Annotated in this window: 11 protein-coding genes and 3 pseudogenes; 12 read left to right on the plus strand and 2 right to left on the minus strand. The window is 69.9% G+C overall.

Going from position 1 to position 15,338, the window contains the following annotated elements; all coding sequences use genetic code 11:
- From C1I89_RS00210 to lpdA, 11 genes and pseudogenes are all read left to right on the plus strand, one after another.
- Positions 1-819: a polysaccharide deacetylase family protein gene (locus tag C1I89_RS00210; protein WP_102770826.1), complete on the plus strand. Its 819-nt coding sequence runs from the start codon at positions 1-3 to the stop codon at positions 817-819.
- A complete protein-coding gene (locus C1I89_RS00215; RefSeq protein ID WP_102770827.1) occupies positions 816-1,562 on the plus strand; it encodes an SDR family NAD(P)-dependent oxidoreductase in 747 nt (248 codons plus the stop codon). Before C1I89_RS00210 ends, C1I89_RS00215 begins: the two co-directional genes overlap by 4 nt.
- Entirely contained in the window at positions 1,562-2,302 is a 741-nt protein-coding gene (locus tag C1I89_RS00220; protein WP_102770828.1) for an SDR family NAD(P)-dependent oxidoreductase, read from the plus strand. The genes C1I89_RS00215 and C1I89_RS00220 overlap by 1 nt, the downstream gene beginning before the upstream one ends.
- 52 nt (positions 2,303-2,354) lie before the next feature.
- Positions 2,355-3,737 carry an amidase gene (locus C1I89_RS00225; protein ID WP_102770829.1) on the plus strand — a complete coding sequence of 461 codons (1,383 nt, stop codon included), beginning with the start codon at positions 2,355-2,357 and terminating at the stop codon, positions 3,735-3,737.
- Between the two features lie 229 nt (positions 3,738-3,966).
- Entirely contained in the window at positions 3,967-5,199 is a 1,233-nt protein-coding gene (locus tag C1I89_RS00230) for a 3-methyl-2-oxobutanoate dehydrogenase (2-methylpropanoyl-transferring) subunit alpha (RefSeq protein WP_102770830.1), read from the plus strand.
- A gap of 2 nt (positions 5,200-5,201) precedes the next feature.
- Positions 5,202-6,245 carry an alpha-ketoacid dehydrogenase subunit beta gene (locus C1I89_RS00235; RefSeq protein WP_102770831.1) on the plus strand — a complete coding sequence of 348 codons (1,044 nt, stop codon included), beginning with the start codon at positions 5,202-5,204 and terminating at the stop codon, positions 6,243-6,245.
- Between the two features lie 3 nt (positions 6,246-6,248).
- A complete protein-coding gene (locus tag C1I89_RS00240) occupies positions 6,249-7,568 on the plus strand; it encodes a dihydrolipoamide acetyltransferase family protein (protein WP_102770832.1) in 1,320 nt (439 codons plus the stop codon).
- Between the two features lie 2 nt (positions 7,569-7,570).
- Positions 7,571-8,161 (plus strand): annotated as a pseudogene (locus C1I89_RS35540) (FAD-dependent oxidoreductase); the annotation flags it as partial.
- Positions 8,044-8,817: pseudogene (locus tag C1I89_RS35545) on the plus strand (dihydrolipoamide acetyltransferase family protein); the annotation flags it as partial. The pseudogenes C1I89_RS35540 and C1I89_RS35545, both read left to right, overlap by 118 nt.
- A 2-nt stretch (positions 8,818-8,819) precedes the next feature.
- Positions 8,820-9,929 carry a dihydrolipoamide acetyltransferase family protein gene (locus C1I89_RS00255; protein WP_102770833.1) on the plus strand — a complete coding sequence of 370 codons (1,110 nt, stop codon included), beginning with the start codon at positions 8,820-8,822 and terminating at the stop codon, positions 9,927-9,929.
- 2 nt (positions 9,930-9,931) lie between these two features.
- Positions 9,932-11,332: a dihydrolipoyl dehydrogenase gene (lpdA, locus tag C1I89_RS00260; RefSeq protein WP_102770834.1), complete on the plus strand. Its 1,401-nt coding sequence runs from the start codon at positions 9,932-9,934 to the stop codon at positions 11,330-11,332.
- Between the two features lie 16 nt (positions 11,333-11,348).
- Here lpdA and C1I89_RS00265 read toward each other — a convergent pair.
- A pseudogene (locus tag C1I89_RS00265) lies at positions 11,349-12,233 on the minus strand (PEP/pyruvate-binding domain-containing protein); the annotation flags it as partial.
- Positions 12,234-12,315: 82 nt separating this feature from the next.
- Between C1I89_RS00265 and C1I89_RS00270 the strand changes: the two are divergent.
- Entirely contained in the window at positions 12,316-13,536 is a 1,221-nt protein-coding gene (locus C1I89_RS00270; RefSeq protein WP_102770835.1) for an ISL3 family transposase, read from the plus strand.
- Positions 13,537-14,701: 1,165 nt separating this feature from the next.
- Here C1I89_RS00270 and C1I89_RS00280 read toward each other — a convergent pair.
- Entirely contained in the window at positions 14,702-15,271 is a 570-nt protein-coding gene (locus tag C1I89_RS00280; protein WP_369008000.1) for a CoA transferase, read from the minus strand.
- Between the last annotated feature and the right edge of the window lie 67 nt (positions 15,272-15,338).

Below are 15,338 nucleotides of genomic sequence, written 5' to 3' on the forward strand. Positions count from 1 at the left end.
ATGTCCGTGACGAGTAAGGGTTTCCCTTTGTTCCTGACGTTCGACGTGGACGCCGAGACCATGTGGACGGCGCGCGACGCCGCCTACGCCAAACGCCCCGTCCTGATGTCGCAGGGGGCGTACGGCTGGAAGGTCGGCGTGCCGCGCGTGCTGGCGCTGCTGGCGCGCCACGAGGTCCGCGCCACGTTCTTCGTGCCGGGCGTGGTGGCGCTGGCGCATCCGGACATGGTCCGCGCCATCGTCGACCAGGGCCACGAGGTGGCCCACCACAGCCATACGCACCGCTGGATCGTCAACCTGACGCCGCAGGAAGAGCGCGAGGAAATGGAGCGGGGCATGGACGCGCTGGTGCGCACCGCCGGCTACCGGCCGCGCGGCTGGCGCTCGCCGGCGGCCGAGTTCAGCGAAATCACGCTGGACCTGATCCGCGAGTACGGCTTCGATTATTCGTCGAACTTCTTCGACGACGATTCTCCCTACCTGCTGGAGATCGGCGGGCAGTCCACGGATATCGTGGAGCTGCCGTTTCGCTGGGTGCTGGACGATGCGCCGTTCTTTCAGTATTCGATCGTGCTGCCGGGGCGCACGATGCAGTCGCCTTCGGCGGTGCTGGAGGCCTGGAAGCGCGAGTTCGACCTGCTGTACGCCGAGGACCGCATGATGATGCTGGGCATGCATCCCGAGATCATCGGCCAGCCCTCGCGCCTGTACGTGCTGGACGAGATGATCCGCTACGCCAAGGCGCACGAGCGGGTCTGGATAGACCGCTGCGACGTGATCACCGACGACATCCGGCCGCGGCTGCGGAGCGCGGCATGAGCGCGCGGCGGCGCTACCTGGTGGCGGGCGGGGCCAGCGGCATCGGGCTGGCGTTCGCGCGCCTGGCCGCGGACCAGGGCGCGGCGGTGGCGATCCTGGACCGCGACGCCGCGGCGCTGGCCGAGGCCGGCCGCGAACTGCCCCTGGCCGCCGCGCTGGCCTGCGACGTGACCGACAGCGCGGCCGTCGAGCAGGCCGTGCGCGAGGCGGCCGGCGCGCTGGACGGCATCGACGGCGTGGTCAACTGCGCCGGCATAGACCTGCGCGCGGACCTGGAATCCATGCAGGACGCGGACTGGAACCGGGTGCTTTCCGTGAACCTCAGCGGCCCCATGCACGTGTGCCGCGCCAGCGTGCCCTACCTGAAGCAGGCGGGCGGCGGCAGCATCGTCAACGTGTCTTCGGCGGCCGGCCTCAGCCCCTTGTCCGGGCGCAGCGCCTATTGCGCCGCCAAGGCCGGGGTCAATATGTTCGGCAAGGTGCTGGCGATGGAGCTGGCCGCCTACGGCATCCGGGTCGCCACCGTCTGCCCGGGCGCGGTGGACACGCCGCTGTTCCGTTCCAGCTACGAGGACCAGCCCGATCCGCAGGCCGGCCTGGCCGCCATCCGGGCGCGCTACGCGCTGGGGCGCATCGCGCAGCCGGAAGAGCTGGCCGAGGCCATCCTGTTTCTCAGCGGAGCCGGCGCAAGCTACATCACCGGGGCGACCCTGGCGGTGGACGGCGGCCGGAGCTTCCATTGATGCCCGGCGCGCAGTTCGAAGGCAGGACGGTCGTCGTGACCGGCGGCGGGCAGGGCATAGGCGCGGCCGCGGTCCGGCGTTTCGCGGCGCTGGGCGCGCGGGTCGCGGTGCTCGATCTCGATGTGGAAGAGGCCAGGCGGGAAGGGCGCGCCAGCCTCGCCGTCGAGGGCGACTGCACCTCGGGCGCGGTGATGGAGGACTTCTTCGCCCGCGTCGAGGCCGGGCTGGGGCCGCCGGACGTGCTGTTCAACAACGTGGGGCAAAGCGCGCGCGAGCGCTCCGGGCCGTTCGCGCAATCGGAGGAAGCGACCTGGCGCTTCGTGCTGGAGGTGTCGCTGCTGACGGCGATGCGCGCCTCGCGGCTGGTCGCCCCCGGCATGCGGGCGCGCGGCTACGGGCGCATCGTGAACATGAGCAGCGACGCCGCGTTCGCCGGCGACGCCGGCCTGGCCGACTACGCGGCCGCCAAGATGGGCGTGGTCGGATTCACGCGCTCGCTGGCGCGCGAACTGGCGCCCGCCGGCGTCACGGTCAACGCCGTGTGTCCCGGGGCGGTGCGCACGCGCGCGCACGAGCGCCTGTCGTCGGCCATCCTGGCGCGCATCGTGGCGCAGACGCCGGCGGGCTTCGTCGGCGAGCCGGACGACGTGGCGGCGGCCGTGGCTTTCCTGGCCTCTGACGAGGCGCGCTTCATCACGGGACAGACCTTGCTGATCGACGGCGGCCGCTGGATGGTCTAGGGCCTGTGCGTGGATCCTTTTAGTGTGAACAGGCCCTAGAGGAGAAAAGGCGATGGACGAATTGACTGGCATGGACGCGGTGGCCCTGGCCGCGGCGATCCGCGGCGGGCAGGTATCTCCGGTGGAGGCCGTGACGGCGGCGCTGGACCGCATCGCGGCGCGCGCGGACCTGAACGCCTTTATCACCGTGACCGCCGAATCGGCGCTGGCCGCCGCCCGCGCGGCCGAGGCGGCGGTGCGCCGCGGCGACGCGCTGGGGCCGCTGCACGGCGTGCCGTACTCGGTCAAGGACCTGACCCTGACCGCCGGCGTGCGCACCACGATGGGCTCGGCCCTGTACGAGGACTTCGTGCCGCGCGAGGACGCCGTGGCCGTGGCGCGCGTGAAGGCGGCGGGCGCGATCCTGATCGGCAAGACCACCACGCCGGAGTTCGGCCACAAGCAGAGCACGGACGCGCCGCTGTTCGGGCGCACGCTCAACCCCATCGACCCGCGCTACACCTGCGGCGCTTCCAGCGGCGGCGCGGCGGTGGCCGTGGCGGCCGGCATGGGGCCGCTGGCGCTGGGCACCGACGGCGGCGGCTCGATCCGGATTCCGGCCTCGTGCTGCGGCATCGTCGGCATGAAGGCCACGCTGGGCGCCATTCCCAATCTGCAGCCGGCCGACCTGTTCGGCGCGAATTCCTACGTGGGCCCGATGGCGCGCAACGTCGCCGACACGGCCTTGCTGTACGGCGTGCTGCAGGGCGCGGACCGGCGCGATCCCTATGGCCAGCTCGACCTGCCGGCAGCCGCCCCGGCGCGCGCCACGCTGGCCGGCCTGCGGGTCGCCTATCTGCCTTCCTGCGGCAATCCGGTGGCCCCGGAAGTGCTGGCGGCCACCGACGCGGCCGTGCGCCTGATGCAGGAAGACGGCGCGCACGTGGAGCCGGTGTCGCTGGATTTCGTGTCGCTGGAAAAACACTTCCTGGTCATCCTGGAGGCGGTGACGGCGTCGCGCGTGGGCGACCGGCTGGAGGCCTTCCGCGACCGCCTCGACCCCTCCCTGGTGGCGACGGTGGAGCGCGGCCGGCGGCATGGCGCGGCCGCGCTGCTGGAAGCGGTGGCGGCGCGCACCCAGGCCTTCGGCGCGCTGCAGGCCGTGTTCGAGCGGCACGACGTGCTGGTGTCGCCCACGGTGTCCGCGCCGCCGCTGCCGGTGGAGCAGGACCCCAACGGCATCGTCGAGATCGCCGGCAAGCCGGCCGGCACCATCCGCGGGGCCTGGTATCCGTACACCTATCCCATGAACCTTACGGGCCATCCGGCGCTGTCCATGCCTTGCGGCCGTTCGCCGGGCGGCTTGCCGATAGGCCTGCAGCTTTGCGGCCGCTGGCACGAAGACACCCGGCTGTTGGGCGTGGCCGCAAGGCTGGAGCGCCTGCTCGCCGGCTAGCGGAGCGCCGCCCGCCGCCGCCATTGGGTTGCGGGGCACAAACGGCCTGCAACGCCAGTCTTCATGCGGGTCTGTCTATGGCGCGGGCGGCTGTGCTATTGTCTTTAACCGGCTGGCTGCGATCATCACTGCGCGGCCAAGCCGGCGATGACGCGGTCCGAGGCTACCTCCTTGGGCGGCGTCCGTGGCAAAAATAAACGCATGACACGATCAAGCGTGGAGACATTACATGAGCCAGTACGGGCCATTGAAGTTGCACGTCCCGGAGCCCACGGGGCGGCCGGGTTGCAAGACCGACTTTTCCTATCTACGCCTGTCGCCGGCCGGCGACGTGCCCAAACCCCCCATTGACGTTGCCGCGGTCGACACCGGCGGGCTGGCCTACAGCCTGATACGGGTCATCGACGACGAAGGCCGCGCCGTCGGTCCGTGGGCGCCGGAGGTCAGCGACGATCTGCTGCGCGCCGGCATGCGGACCATGCTGAAGACGCGCATCTTCGACGGGCGCATGCTGACCGCGCAGCGCAAGAAGAAGATCTCGTTCTACATGCAGAGCCTGGGCGAGGAGGCCATAGGCTCGGCGCATGCGCTGGCGCTGGAACAGGGCGACATGTGCTTTCCGACGTACCGCCAGCAGAGCATCCTGCTGGCGCGCGACGTCTCGCTGGTCACCATGATGTGCCAGCTCATGTCCAACGAGCGCGATCCGCTCAAGGGCCGCCAGCTGCCGGTGATGTACTCGGACCGCGAACGCGGCTTCTTCAGCATCTCGGGCAACCTGGCCACGCAGTTCATCCAGGCGGTGGGCTGGGGCATGGCCTCGGCCATCAAGGGCGACACGCGCATCGCCTCCGGCTGGATCGGCGACGGCGCCACGGCCGAGGCCGACTTCCACACCGCGCTGACCTTCGCCCATGTGTACCGCGCGCCGGTGATCCTGAACGTGGTCAACAACCAGTGGGCCATTTCCACCTTCCAGGCGATCGCCGGCGGCGAAGGCGCCACCTTCGCCGGCCGCGGCGTGGGCTGCGGCATCGCTTCGCTGCGGGTGGACGGCAACGATTTCCTGGCCGTGTATTCGGCCTCGCGCTGGGCCGCCGAACGCGCCCGCCGCAACCTGGGCCCGACCCTGATCGAATGGGTCACCTACCGGGCCGGTCCGCACTCCACTTCCGACGATCCTTCCAAGTACCGCCCCGGCGACGACTGGAGCCACTTCCCGCTAGGCGATCCGATCGAGCGCTTCAAGAAGCACCTGATCCTGCGCGGCATCTGGTCCGACGCCGAGCACGACGCCGTGCGCGCCGAACTCGACGCCGAGATCCTGGCCGCCCAGAAGGAAGCCGAAAGCTACGGCACGCTGGTCGACGGCCACGTCCCCAGCGCCGCCAGCATTTTCGAAGACGTGTACAAGGACATGCCGGAGCACCTGCGCCGGCAGCGCCAGCAGCTCGGAGTCTGACCATGGCAATCGATAACAAAATCGGTCCGGCGTCCGCGTCGATGACCATGATCCAGGCTTTGCGCTCGGCCATGGACGTCATGCTGGAGCGCGACAACAACGTGGTGGTGTTCGGCCAGGACGTGGGCTATTTCGGCGGCGTGTTCCGCTGCACCGAAGGCCTGCAGGCCAAGTACGGCAGTTCGCGCGTGTTCGACACGCCGATCTCCGAAGGCGGCATCGTCGGCGTGGCCGTGGGCATGGGCGCCTACGGCCTGCGTCCGGTCTGCGAGATCCAGTTCGCCGACTACTTCTATCCGGCTTCGGACCAGATCGTGTCCGAGGCCGCGCGCCTGCGCTACCGCTCGGTGGGCGAGTTCATCGCGCCCATGACCATCCGCATGCCCTGCGGCGGCGGGATCTACGGCGGCCAGACGCACAGCCAGAGCCCCGAGGCCATGTTCACGCAGGTCTGCGGCCTGCGCACCGTGATGCCCTCCAATCCCTACGACGCCAAGGGCCTGCTGATCGCGGCCATCGAGAACGACGATCCGGTGATCTTCCTGGAGCCCAAGCGCCTGTACAACGGCCCGTTCGACGGCCACCACGACCGTCCCGTCACGCCCTGGACCGGGCGTCCCGGCAGCGTGGTGCCCACCGGCTACTACACCGTGCCGCTGGACAGCGCCGCGGTGGTGCGCCCGGGCGCCGAACTGACGGTGCTGACCTACGGCACCACGGTGCATGTGTCGGTGGCCGCGGCCGAGGAGACCGGCATCGACGCCGAAGTGATAGACCTGCGCAGCCTGTGGCCGCTGGACCTGGACGCCATCGTCAATTCGGTGAAAAAGACCGGCCGTTGCGTGGTGGTGCACGAGGCCACGCGCACCTGCGGCTTTGGCGCCGAACTGATTTCGCTGGTGCAGGAGCACTGCTTCCATCACCTGGAGGCGCCCGTCGAGCGCGTGACCGGCTGGGACACGCCGTATCCGCACGCCCAGGAATGGGCCTACTTCCCCGGCCCGCGCCGCGTAGGGGAAGCATTCAAGCGCGCGATGGAGGGTTGAGCGATGGGTATTCATATCATCAAGATGCCCGACATCGGCGAAGGCATCGCGGAAGTCGAACTGGTGGGCTGGCACGTCAAGGTCGGCGACAGCGTCGCAGAGGACCAGCCGCTGGCCGACGTGATGACCGACAAGGCCACGGTGGAGATCCCGTCGCCGGTGGTCGGCCGCGTGGTGTCGCTGGGCGGCGAAGTCGGCCAGGTCATGGCCGTGGGCGGCGAACTGATCCGCCTGGAAGTGGAAGGCGAAGGCAACGTCAAGCCGGGCGCGGAAATGCCGCCGGCCAAACCCGCCGCGGCGCCGCAGGCGGCTGCCGCCGAGGCGCCCCGCGAAACGGCCAAACCGGCGGTTGAAACGGCGCCGGCCGCGCCCAAGCCGCCGGCCGCTCAGCCGGCCGCATCCCGGCCGGCGCGCCAGGCCGGCGCCGCCGTCGCGCGCCAGCCCGGCGAGAAGCCGCTGGCTTCGCCCGCGGTGCGCAAGCGCGCCTGGGATCTCGGCATAGAACTGCGCTACGTGCCGGGCAGCGGCCCGGCCGGCCGCATCCTGCACGAAGACCTGGACGCGTACCTGCAAGGGCAGGGCGGCGCGACCCTGGCCCGCGGGGGCGCAGCGTACGCCGAGCGCAACGACGAAGAGAACGTGCCGGTCATCGGCCTGCGCCGCAAGATCGCGCAGAAGATGGCGGAGTCCAAGCGCCGCATTCCGCATTTCAGCTACGTCGAGGAAATCGATGTGACCGAACTCGAAGACCTGCGCGCGCAGCTCAACCAGAAATGGGGCGAGTCGCGCGGCAAGCTCACGCTGCTGCCGCTATTGGCGCGCGCCATGGTGGTGGCGCTGCGCGACTTCCCGCAGATCAATGCGCGCTACGACGACGAGGCCGGCGTGGTGACCCGCTACGGCGCCGTGCACATCGGCATCGCCACGCAAAGCGACGGCGGGCTGATGGTGCCGGTCATGCGCCACGCCGAGGCGCGCGACCTGTGGTCGATGGCGGCCGAGATCGCGCGGCTGGCGCAGGCTGTGCGCGACGGCAGCGCCGGGCGCGACGAACTGTCGGGCTCGACCATCACCATCACCAGCCTGGGGCCGCTGGGCGGCATCGTGACCACGCCGGTCATCAACCATCCCGAGGTCGGCATCGTGGGCGTGAACCGCATCGTCGAACGCCCGGCCATCCGCAACGGCGCAGTGGTGGCGCGCAAGCTGATGAACCTGTCGTCGTCCTTCGACCACCGCGTGGTCGACGGCATGGACGCCGCGCGTTTCATCCAGGCCGTGCGCGCGCTGCTCGAGCAGCCCGCTATGCTTTTCGTGGAGTAAGCATGAGCCAGACAACCAAGACGACAACCCTGCTCGTGATCGGCGGCGGCCCCGGCGGCTACGTGGCCGCGATCCGCGCCGGCCAGCTCGGCGTGCCCACCATCCTGGTGGAGGGCGAGCGCCTGGGCGGCACCTGCCTGAACATCGGCTGCATTCCGTCCAAGGCGCTGATCCACGCGGCCGAGGAATACGAAAAAGCGCGCCATTACGCCGACGGCTCGGCGCTGGGCATCTCGGTCTCCAATCCGTCCATCGACGTGGTGCGCACCGTGGCGTGGAAGGACGGCATCGTCGGCAGGCTGACCGGCGGCGTGGCCGCGCTCCTGAAGAAAAACGGCGTGGAAGTGGTGCAGGGCTGGGCGCACCTGGTGGACGGCAAGACCGCCCAGGTCGAGACCGCCGCGGGCAGCGTGCGCATCCAGTGCGAACACCTGCTGCTGGCGGCCGGCTCCGAGCCCACGCCGCTGCCTTCCGTGCCGTTCGGCGGCATGGTGGTCTCGTCCACCGAGGCGCTGTCGCCCGCCGACATCCCCAAGAAGCTGGTGGTGGTCGGCGGCGGCTATATCGGGCTGGAACTGGGCACCGTGTACCGCNCGCGCAGAAGATGGCGGAGTCCAAGCGCCGCATTCCGCATTTCAGCTACGTCGAGGAAATCGATGTGACCGAACTCGAAGACCTGCGCGCGCAGCTCAACCAGAAATGGGGCGAGTCGCGCGGCAAGCTCACGCTGCTGCCGCTATTGGCGCGCGCCATGGTGGTGGCGCTGCGCGACTTCCCGCAGATCAATGCGCGCTACGACGACGAGGCCGGCGTGGTGACCCGCTACGGCGCCGTGCACATCGGCATCGCCACGCAAAGCGACGGCGGGCTGATGGTGCCGGTCATGCGCCACGCCGAGGCGCGCGACCTGTGGTCGATGGCGGCCGAGATCGCGCGGCTGGCGCAGGCTGTGCGCGACGGCAGCGCCGGGCGCGACGAACTGTCGGGCTCGACCATCACCATCACCAGCCTGGGGCCGCTGGGCGGCATCGTGACCACGCCGGTCATCAACCATCCCGAGGTCGGCATCGTGGGCGTGAACCGCATCGTCGAACGCCCGGCCATCCGCAACGGCGCAGTGGTGGCGCGCAAGCTGATGAACCTGTCGTCGTCCTTCGACCACCGCGTGGTCGACGGCATGGACGCCGCGCGTTTCATCCAGGCCGTGCGCGCGCTGCTCGAGCAGCCCGCTATGCTTTTCGTGGAGTAAGCATGAGCCAGACAACCAAGACGACAACCCTGCTCGTGATCGGCGGCGGCCCCGGCGGCTACGTGGCCGCGATCCGCGCCGGCCAGCTCGGCGTGCCCACCATCCTGGTGGAGGGCGAGCGCCTGGGCGGCACCTGCCTGAACATCGGCTGCATTCCGTCCAAGGCGCTGATCCACGCGGCCGAGGAATACGAAAAAGCGCGCCATTACGCCGACGGCTCGGCGCTGGGNCCCGGCGAGAAGCCGCTGGCTTCGCCCGCGGTGCGCAAGCGCGCCTGGGATCTCGGCATAGAACTGCGCTACGTGCCGGGCAGCGGCCCGGCCGGCCGCATCCTGCACGAAGACCTGGACGCGTACCTGCAAGGGCAGGGCGGCGCGACCCTGGCCCGCGGGGGCGCAGCGTACGCCGAGCGCAACGACGAAGAGAACGTGCCGGTCATCGGCCTGCGCCGCAAGATCGCGCAGAAGATGGCGGAGTCCAAGCGCCGCATTCCGCATTTCAGCTACGTCGAGGAAATCGATGTGACCGAACTCGAAGACCTGCGCGCGCAGCTCAACCAGAAATGGGGCGAGTCGCGCGGCAAGCTCACGCTGCTGCCGCTATTGGCGCGCGCCATGGTGGTGGCGCTGCGCGACTTCCCGCAGATCAATGCGCGCTACGACGACGAGGCCGGCGTGGTGACCCGCTACGGCGCCGTGCACATCGGCATCGCCACGCAAAGCGACGGCGGGCTGATGGTGCCGGTCATGCGCCACGCCGAGGCGCGCGACCTGTGGTCGATGGCGGCCGAGATCGCGCGGCTGGCGCAGGCTGTGCGCGACGGCAGCGCCGGGCGCGACGAACTGTCGGGCTCGACCATCACCATCACCAGCCTGGGGCCGCTGGGCGGCATCGTGACCACGCCGGTCATCAACCATCCCGAGGTCGGCATCGTGGGCGTGAACCGCATCGTCGAACGCCCGGCCATCCGCAACGGCGCAGTGGTGGCGCGCAAGCTGATGAACCTGTCGTCGTCCTTCGACCACCGCGTGGTCGACGGCATGGACGCCGCGCGTTTCATCCAGGCCGTGCGCGCGCTGCTCGAGCAGCCCGCTATGCTTTTCGTGGAGTAAGCATGAGCCAGACAACCAAGACGACAACCCTGCTCGTGATCGGCGGCGGCCCCGGCGGCTACGTGGCCGCGATCCGCGCCGGCCAGCTCGGCGTGCCCACCATCCTGGTGGAGGGCGAGCGCCTGGGCGGCACCTGCCTGAACATCGGCTGCATTCCGTCCAAGGCGCTGATCCACGCGGCCGAGGAATACGAAAAAGCGCGCCATTACGCCGACGGCTCGGCGCTGGGCATCTCGGTCTCCAATCCGTCCATCGACGTGGTGCGCACCGTGGCGTGGAAGGACGGCATCGTCGGCAGGCTGACCGGCGGCGTGGCCGCGCTCCTGAAGAAAAACGGCGTGGAAGTGGTGCAGGGCTGGGCGCACCTGGTGGACGGCAAGACCGCCCAGGTCGAGACCGCCGCGGGCAGCGTGCGCATCCAGTGCGAACACCTGCTGCTGGCGGCCGGCTCCGAGCCCACGCCGCTGCCTTCCGTGCCGTTCGGCGGCATGGTGGTCTCGTCCACCGAGGCGCTGTCGCCCGCCGACATCCCCAAGAAGCTGGTGGTGGTCGGCGGCGGCTATATCGGGCTGGAACTGGGCACCGTGTACCGCAAGCTGGGCGCGGAAGTGGCCGTGGTCGAGGCGCAGGACCGCATCCTGCCCACCTACGACGCGGAGCTCACCAAGCCCGTGGCCGCCGCGCTGGCGAAGATGGGCGTCGAACTGCACCTGGGCCGGAAGGTGCTGGGCCTGAACGGCGCGGGCAACGCCGTGCGGGTGCAGGACGCCGCCGGCGCCGAAACCCAGCTGCCGGCCGACCGCGTGCTGATCGCGGTGGGACGGCGTCCGCGCACGCAGGGCTGGGGGCTGGAAAGCCTGCAGCTCGACCGCAAGGGCAATGCGCTGCGCATCGACGACCAGTGCCGCACTTCCATGCGCGACGTCTGGGCCATCGGCGACATCGCCGGCGAGCCGATGCTGGCGCACCGCGCCATGGCGCAGGGCGAGATGGTCGCGGAAGTGATCGCGGGCAAGCGCCGCCACTTCACGCCGGCCTCGATCCCGGCCGTGTGCTTCACCGATCCCGAGGTGGTGGTGTCGGGGCTGTCGCCGGCCGAGGCCGAGCGCGCGGGGCTGGACTGCCTGTCGGCATCGTTCCCGTTCGCCGCCAACGGCCGGGCCATGACGCTGGAATCCACCGACGGTTTCGTGCGCGTGGTGGCGCGGCGCGACAACCACCTGGTGGTGGGCTGGCAGGCCGTGGGGCGCGGCGTATCCGAACTGGCGGCGGCGTTCTCGCAGTCGCTGGAAATGGGCGCGACGCTGGAAGACGTGGCCGGCACCATCCACGCCCATCCCACCCTGGGCGAAGCGGTCCAGGAGGCGGCGCTCAAGGCCCTGGGGCACGCGCTGCACATTTAGCGGGAAGGCGCGGCGGCTAGCGGCCGCCGTCGATATACGGCCGCGCCTGCAGGACCAGGATGTCGTCGCCCACCACGGCCCATTCGATGTCCTGGTCGGCGCGGCCGCCCAGCGCCTGCTTGACCCGCCGGCCCACGGCCGCCAGGCGCGCGACCAGCGCGTCGTCCAGCACCTGGCGGTCGCCGGCCACCGGCACTTCGCGCACGCCGCCGGCGGCGTCGGCCACCAGCTTGGTGTCTTCGGCCGAACGCGTCAGCACCTGCACCGCCTTGGACCAGCTCGAATACATCACCTGTTCGGCCTGGCGCCTGCCTTCGACCACCTTGATGCCCAGCCCGCGCTTGGCGGAGATATAGGTCACGTGGCGCCTGCCGGCGTCGAACGGGTCGCGCGTGATCATCACGCCCGAGCTGTCCGAGGGCGCGGCCAATTGCACCAGCACCGCCATCGTCACCGCGTCGTCGCCGATGCCGGCGGCGCGGCGCGCCTCGTAGGCCTCGAAGTTGTAGACCGAGGCCCAGACCGCCAGCACCGCGCGCGTGAGCGCATCGGCCTGCGTCACGTTGGGCACGGTGGTGTACAGCCCCGCGCCGCTGAAGCCGGGCAGGTCTTCGGAATTGGACGAGCTGCGCACGAACACGCCGCGGCCTTGCAGGCGGGTCTGCCAGAGCTTGCGCCAGGCTTCGGCCTGCGCGGCGTCGGGCCGGGCCTGCCCGATGTATTGCCGCAGCGCGGCCAGTTCATTGCGCCGGACCTGGGCGTCGCCGGCGAAATCGGCGCGCCGTTCCAGCGCGGCGACGCGGCCGGGGACGTCCAGCTGCGCCATGAAGGCGGCGTACTGGGCATAGGGAATGCAATAGCCGTCGGGCACGCCGGCCAGGGGCGGCAGGGCTTTTTTCAGGTTCATCGCAGAATAGCGTGGAGCGATTTGGCCAGATTTCGTACTCTTGAGGCCAGTTTCTGGTGTTCAGGAGGATCGGACGATGCTGGATCGCAAGCTGTTGGAGTCCCTGGGTGGCTGGGACGGCTATCGGGTGGATCGCGTGGTGTGGCCTGAAGGCGATGGGCGCACGGTGTCGCTGTATCTCAAGCCCACGGCCAAGGCCATGCATTGCGAGCAGTGCGGCGCGCGGTGTCGCCAGGTGCACGAGACGACGGTGCGACGCGTGCGCGACCTGCCCTTGTTCGAGTATCGGGTGGTGCTGCATGTGCCGCGACGGCGGCTTTGGTGTGAGCGGTGCGGCGGCCCGCGTCTGGAGCGGCTCGGCTGGCTGGGACGCTATCAGCGTGTCACGGATCGGCTGGCACAAGCCTGCAGCCAACTGCTGCAATCGAGCAACGTGCAGGCGGTGGCCAGGTTCTTTGATCTGGGCTGGCACACGGTCAAGACGGTGGATAAGGCGCGACTGCGTGCATCGATCCCGGAGCCGGACTGGTCGCGTATCGAATACCTGGCAATGGATGAGTTTGCCCTGCACAAGGGCCATCGGTATGCCACCGTCGTGGTCGACCCCACCAGCCGCCAGGTGCTGTGGCTTGGTCTGGGCCGCTCGCGCGAGACGGCACGGGCCTTCTTCGAGCAACTGCCCGAAGGTGCCGCCCAACGCATCAAGGCGGTGGCCATCGACATGACCACCGCCTACGAACTGGAGATCCGCGCGCACTGCCCGCAAGCCGAGATCGTCTACGACCTGTTCCATGTCGTGGCCAAGTACGGGCGTGAGGTCATCGATCGGGTGCGCGTTGATCAAGCCAATCGACTCCGGCAGGATCGCCCGGCGCGCAAAGTCATCAAGTCCAGCCGCTGGCTGCTGCTACGCAACCGAGACAACCTGGATCGCCAGCAGCGCGTGCGGCTCGATGAATTGCTGCACGCCAATCAGCCGTTACTCACCGTCTATGTCTTGCGTGATGAGCTCAAGCGGCTGTGGTTCTATCGCAAGCCCGCCTGGGCTCAACAGGCCTGGGAGCAGTGGTGTGAGCAGGCCGAGTGCAGCGGCATTGACGCGCTCAGTACCTTTGCTCAGCGTCTCAAAGCGTACCTGCACGGCATCCTGGCCAGATGCCGCCATCCCTTGAACACCAGCATCGTTGAGGGTATCAACAACACCATCAAGGTCATCAAGCGCCGCGCTTACGGCTACCGCGATCAGGAGTACTTCTTCCTGAAAATCCGCGCAGCCTTCCCCGGTAATACTCGATGAACCTTTTTTCAGGGCGCCGAGGTTGGCCGCCTTGACGCCGCAATAACGGCTGTCGCGCGCGGCCAGCGCGTCCAGCGGCTGCGGCGCGCGCACCGTCAGGTCGGGCCTGGGCAGGGCGCGGGCCGCCCGCGGGCGCTCGACCGCGGCCGGCGCCTCGATGGGCGTGACCTGGTAGCCGTTGCCCGCCACTGTCAGCTCGACCCACTGGCCGTCGTGCTTGCGCAGCGCCGCGACGGCGTCGCGCACGTAGGCGTTGGGGATGCGCCAGCCCTTGGCCAGCAGGTTGACGTGCGAGAGCAGGGTGGAGGGCCGTTGCGTGACCAGTCCGGCCACCGGCGGCAGCGCCACGGGCACCTCGTCCAGCACCACGATGTCGGTGGGCGAGAGGTCCGTGGCCCGGTCCACCGAGGCGACGATGCGCAGCCGGCCCTGCGCGCGGCCGGTGTTCAAGGGCAGGAAGGTCTGTTCGCGCAGCAGCGTTTCCTGCGTGACGTAGTCCAGGCCGGCGCGCCGGGCCGTGTCCTCGTGCAGCGTGGAATTGGTCTTGAAGCGCAGCGCCTCGTAGAAGGCCGGGCGCAGCGTGGCGTCGGCCAGGGCCAGCAGCTCGGGCGTGAGCCGGTCGCCTTCCCAGAATTCGTAGGTGTAGCCGGGCAGGTCGCGCTGCCAGCTCAGCGTGCCGAAAAGGAAACGCCGCTTCGGGTCCTTGTATTGCGCGATCAGGGTCGCCTTGTCCATACCCGGCATCAGGCCGCGCTGGCGCACGAAATTCTCGTGCAGCGCGTAGCGCGGCGTGTCGATGAAGTAGAGGCGGTTGGCGCGGTCGCGGTCGATCACGAACAGCACGTGGGGGATTTCCAGCGGCGTGCCGGGGTTGTAGACGCGGGCCAGGCCGGCGAATTCGGCCTGGTCGCCGATTCTGGCGAGCGACGGCGGCCCGGCCCGGGGCGCCTGGGCGGCCGGCGCGGGCGCGCCCTCTATGCGCAGCTGCTGCGGGTTCTCGTAGGGCGAGGGCTTGCGGGCCGTCTGGGCCTGGGCCGGCGGCAGCGGCGCGAGCAACAGGCAGGCGATGAGGGAGGTAGACAGCGGACCACGCCCGGGTCGCGCACGCGGCAAGCCCATGCTTTGCGCACCATGAATACGGAAAGCCGGGATAATAATGCAGACTTCAGCCGGCGGACTCGCCGTCGCCCAGCCCGAGCTCCGCCAGGATGGCGGCGGTGTGCTGGCCCAGGGCCGGCACGGCGCCCATCGCGGCGGCCGCGCCGGACAGCGTGGCCGGCGGCAGCAGGGCCTGGATCGGGCCGCCCGGCGTGGCCACCTCGCGCCACCGTCCGCGCGCCGCGAACTGGGGATGGTCCCAGACTTCGTGCATGGTGTTCAGAGCGGAGTTGGCGATGCCGCCGCGGTCCAGCCTGGCCAGCACTTCCTCGTGCGACAGCGGCGCGAAGCACCGCGCGATGCGCGCGTCCAGCGCTTCGCGGTTGCGCACGCGCTGGACGTTGGTGGCGTAGCGTTCGTCGTCGGCCAGCGCCGGGTCCTGCAGCACCTCGGCGCAGAAGCTGCGCCATTCGCGGTCGTTCTGCAGGCCGAAGATCACCGGCTTGCCATCGCCCGCCAGGTATTGGCCGTAGGGCGCGATCGCGGGATGGGCCACGCCGTTGCGGGCCGGCGGCGTGCCGCCGTAGTGCGCGAAGTTCAGGGCGTAGGCGGTCCATTCGGTCAGCGCCTCCAGCATGGTGACCTCGACCCGCAGCCCCGCGCCGGTGCGCGAGCGCTGGATCAGCGCGGACAGGATGCCGGAA

Source organism: Achromobacter pulmonis, assembly GCF_002885955.2.
GTDB lineage: Bacteria > Pseudomonadota > Gammaproteobacteria > Burkholderiales > Burkholderiaceae_B > Achromobacter > Achromobacter pulmonis_A.

Coding starts and splice junctions, on each gene's coding strand:
- C1I89_RS00215 (WP_102770827.1), top strand. CDS start 816: ATGAGCGCGCGGCGGCGCTACCTGGTGGCGGGCGGGGCCAGCGGCATC.
- C1I89_RS00220 (WP_102770828.1), top strand. CDS start 1,562: ATGCCCGGCGCGCAGTTCGAAGGCAGGACGGTCGTCGTGACCGGCGGC.
- C1I89_RS00280 (WP_369008000.1), bottom strand. CDS start 15,271: ATGCTGGAGGCGCTGACCGAATGGACCGCCTACGCCCTGAACTTCGCG.
- C1I89_RS00235 (WP_102770831.1), top strand. CDS start 5,202: ATGGCAATCGATAACAAAATCGGTCCGGCGTCCGCGTCGATGACCATG.
- lpdA (WP_102770834.1), top strand. CDS start 9,932: ATGAGCCAGACAACCAAGACGACAACCCTGCTCGTGATCGGCGGCGGC.
- C1I89_RS00240 (WP_102770832.1), top strand. CDS start 6,249: ATGGGTATTCATATCATCAAGATGCCCGACATCGGCGAAGGCATCGCG.
- C1I89_RS00230 (WP_102770830.1), top strand. CDS start 3,967: ATGAGCCAGTACGGGCCATTGAAGTTGCACGTCCCGGAGCCCACGGGG.
- C1I89_RS00225 (WP_102770829.1), top strand. CDS start 2,355: ATGGACGAATTGACTGGCATGGACGCGGTGGCCCTGGCCGCGGCGATC.
- C1I89_RS00270 (WP_102770835.1), top strand. CDS start 12,316: ATGCTGGATCGCAAGCTGTTGGAGTCCCTGGGTGGCTGGGACGGCTAT.
- C1I89_RS00210 (WP_102770826.1), top strand. CDS start 1: ATGTCCGTGACGAGTAAGGGTTTCCCTTTGTTCCTGACGTTCGACGTG.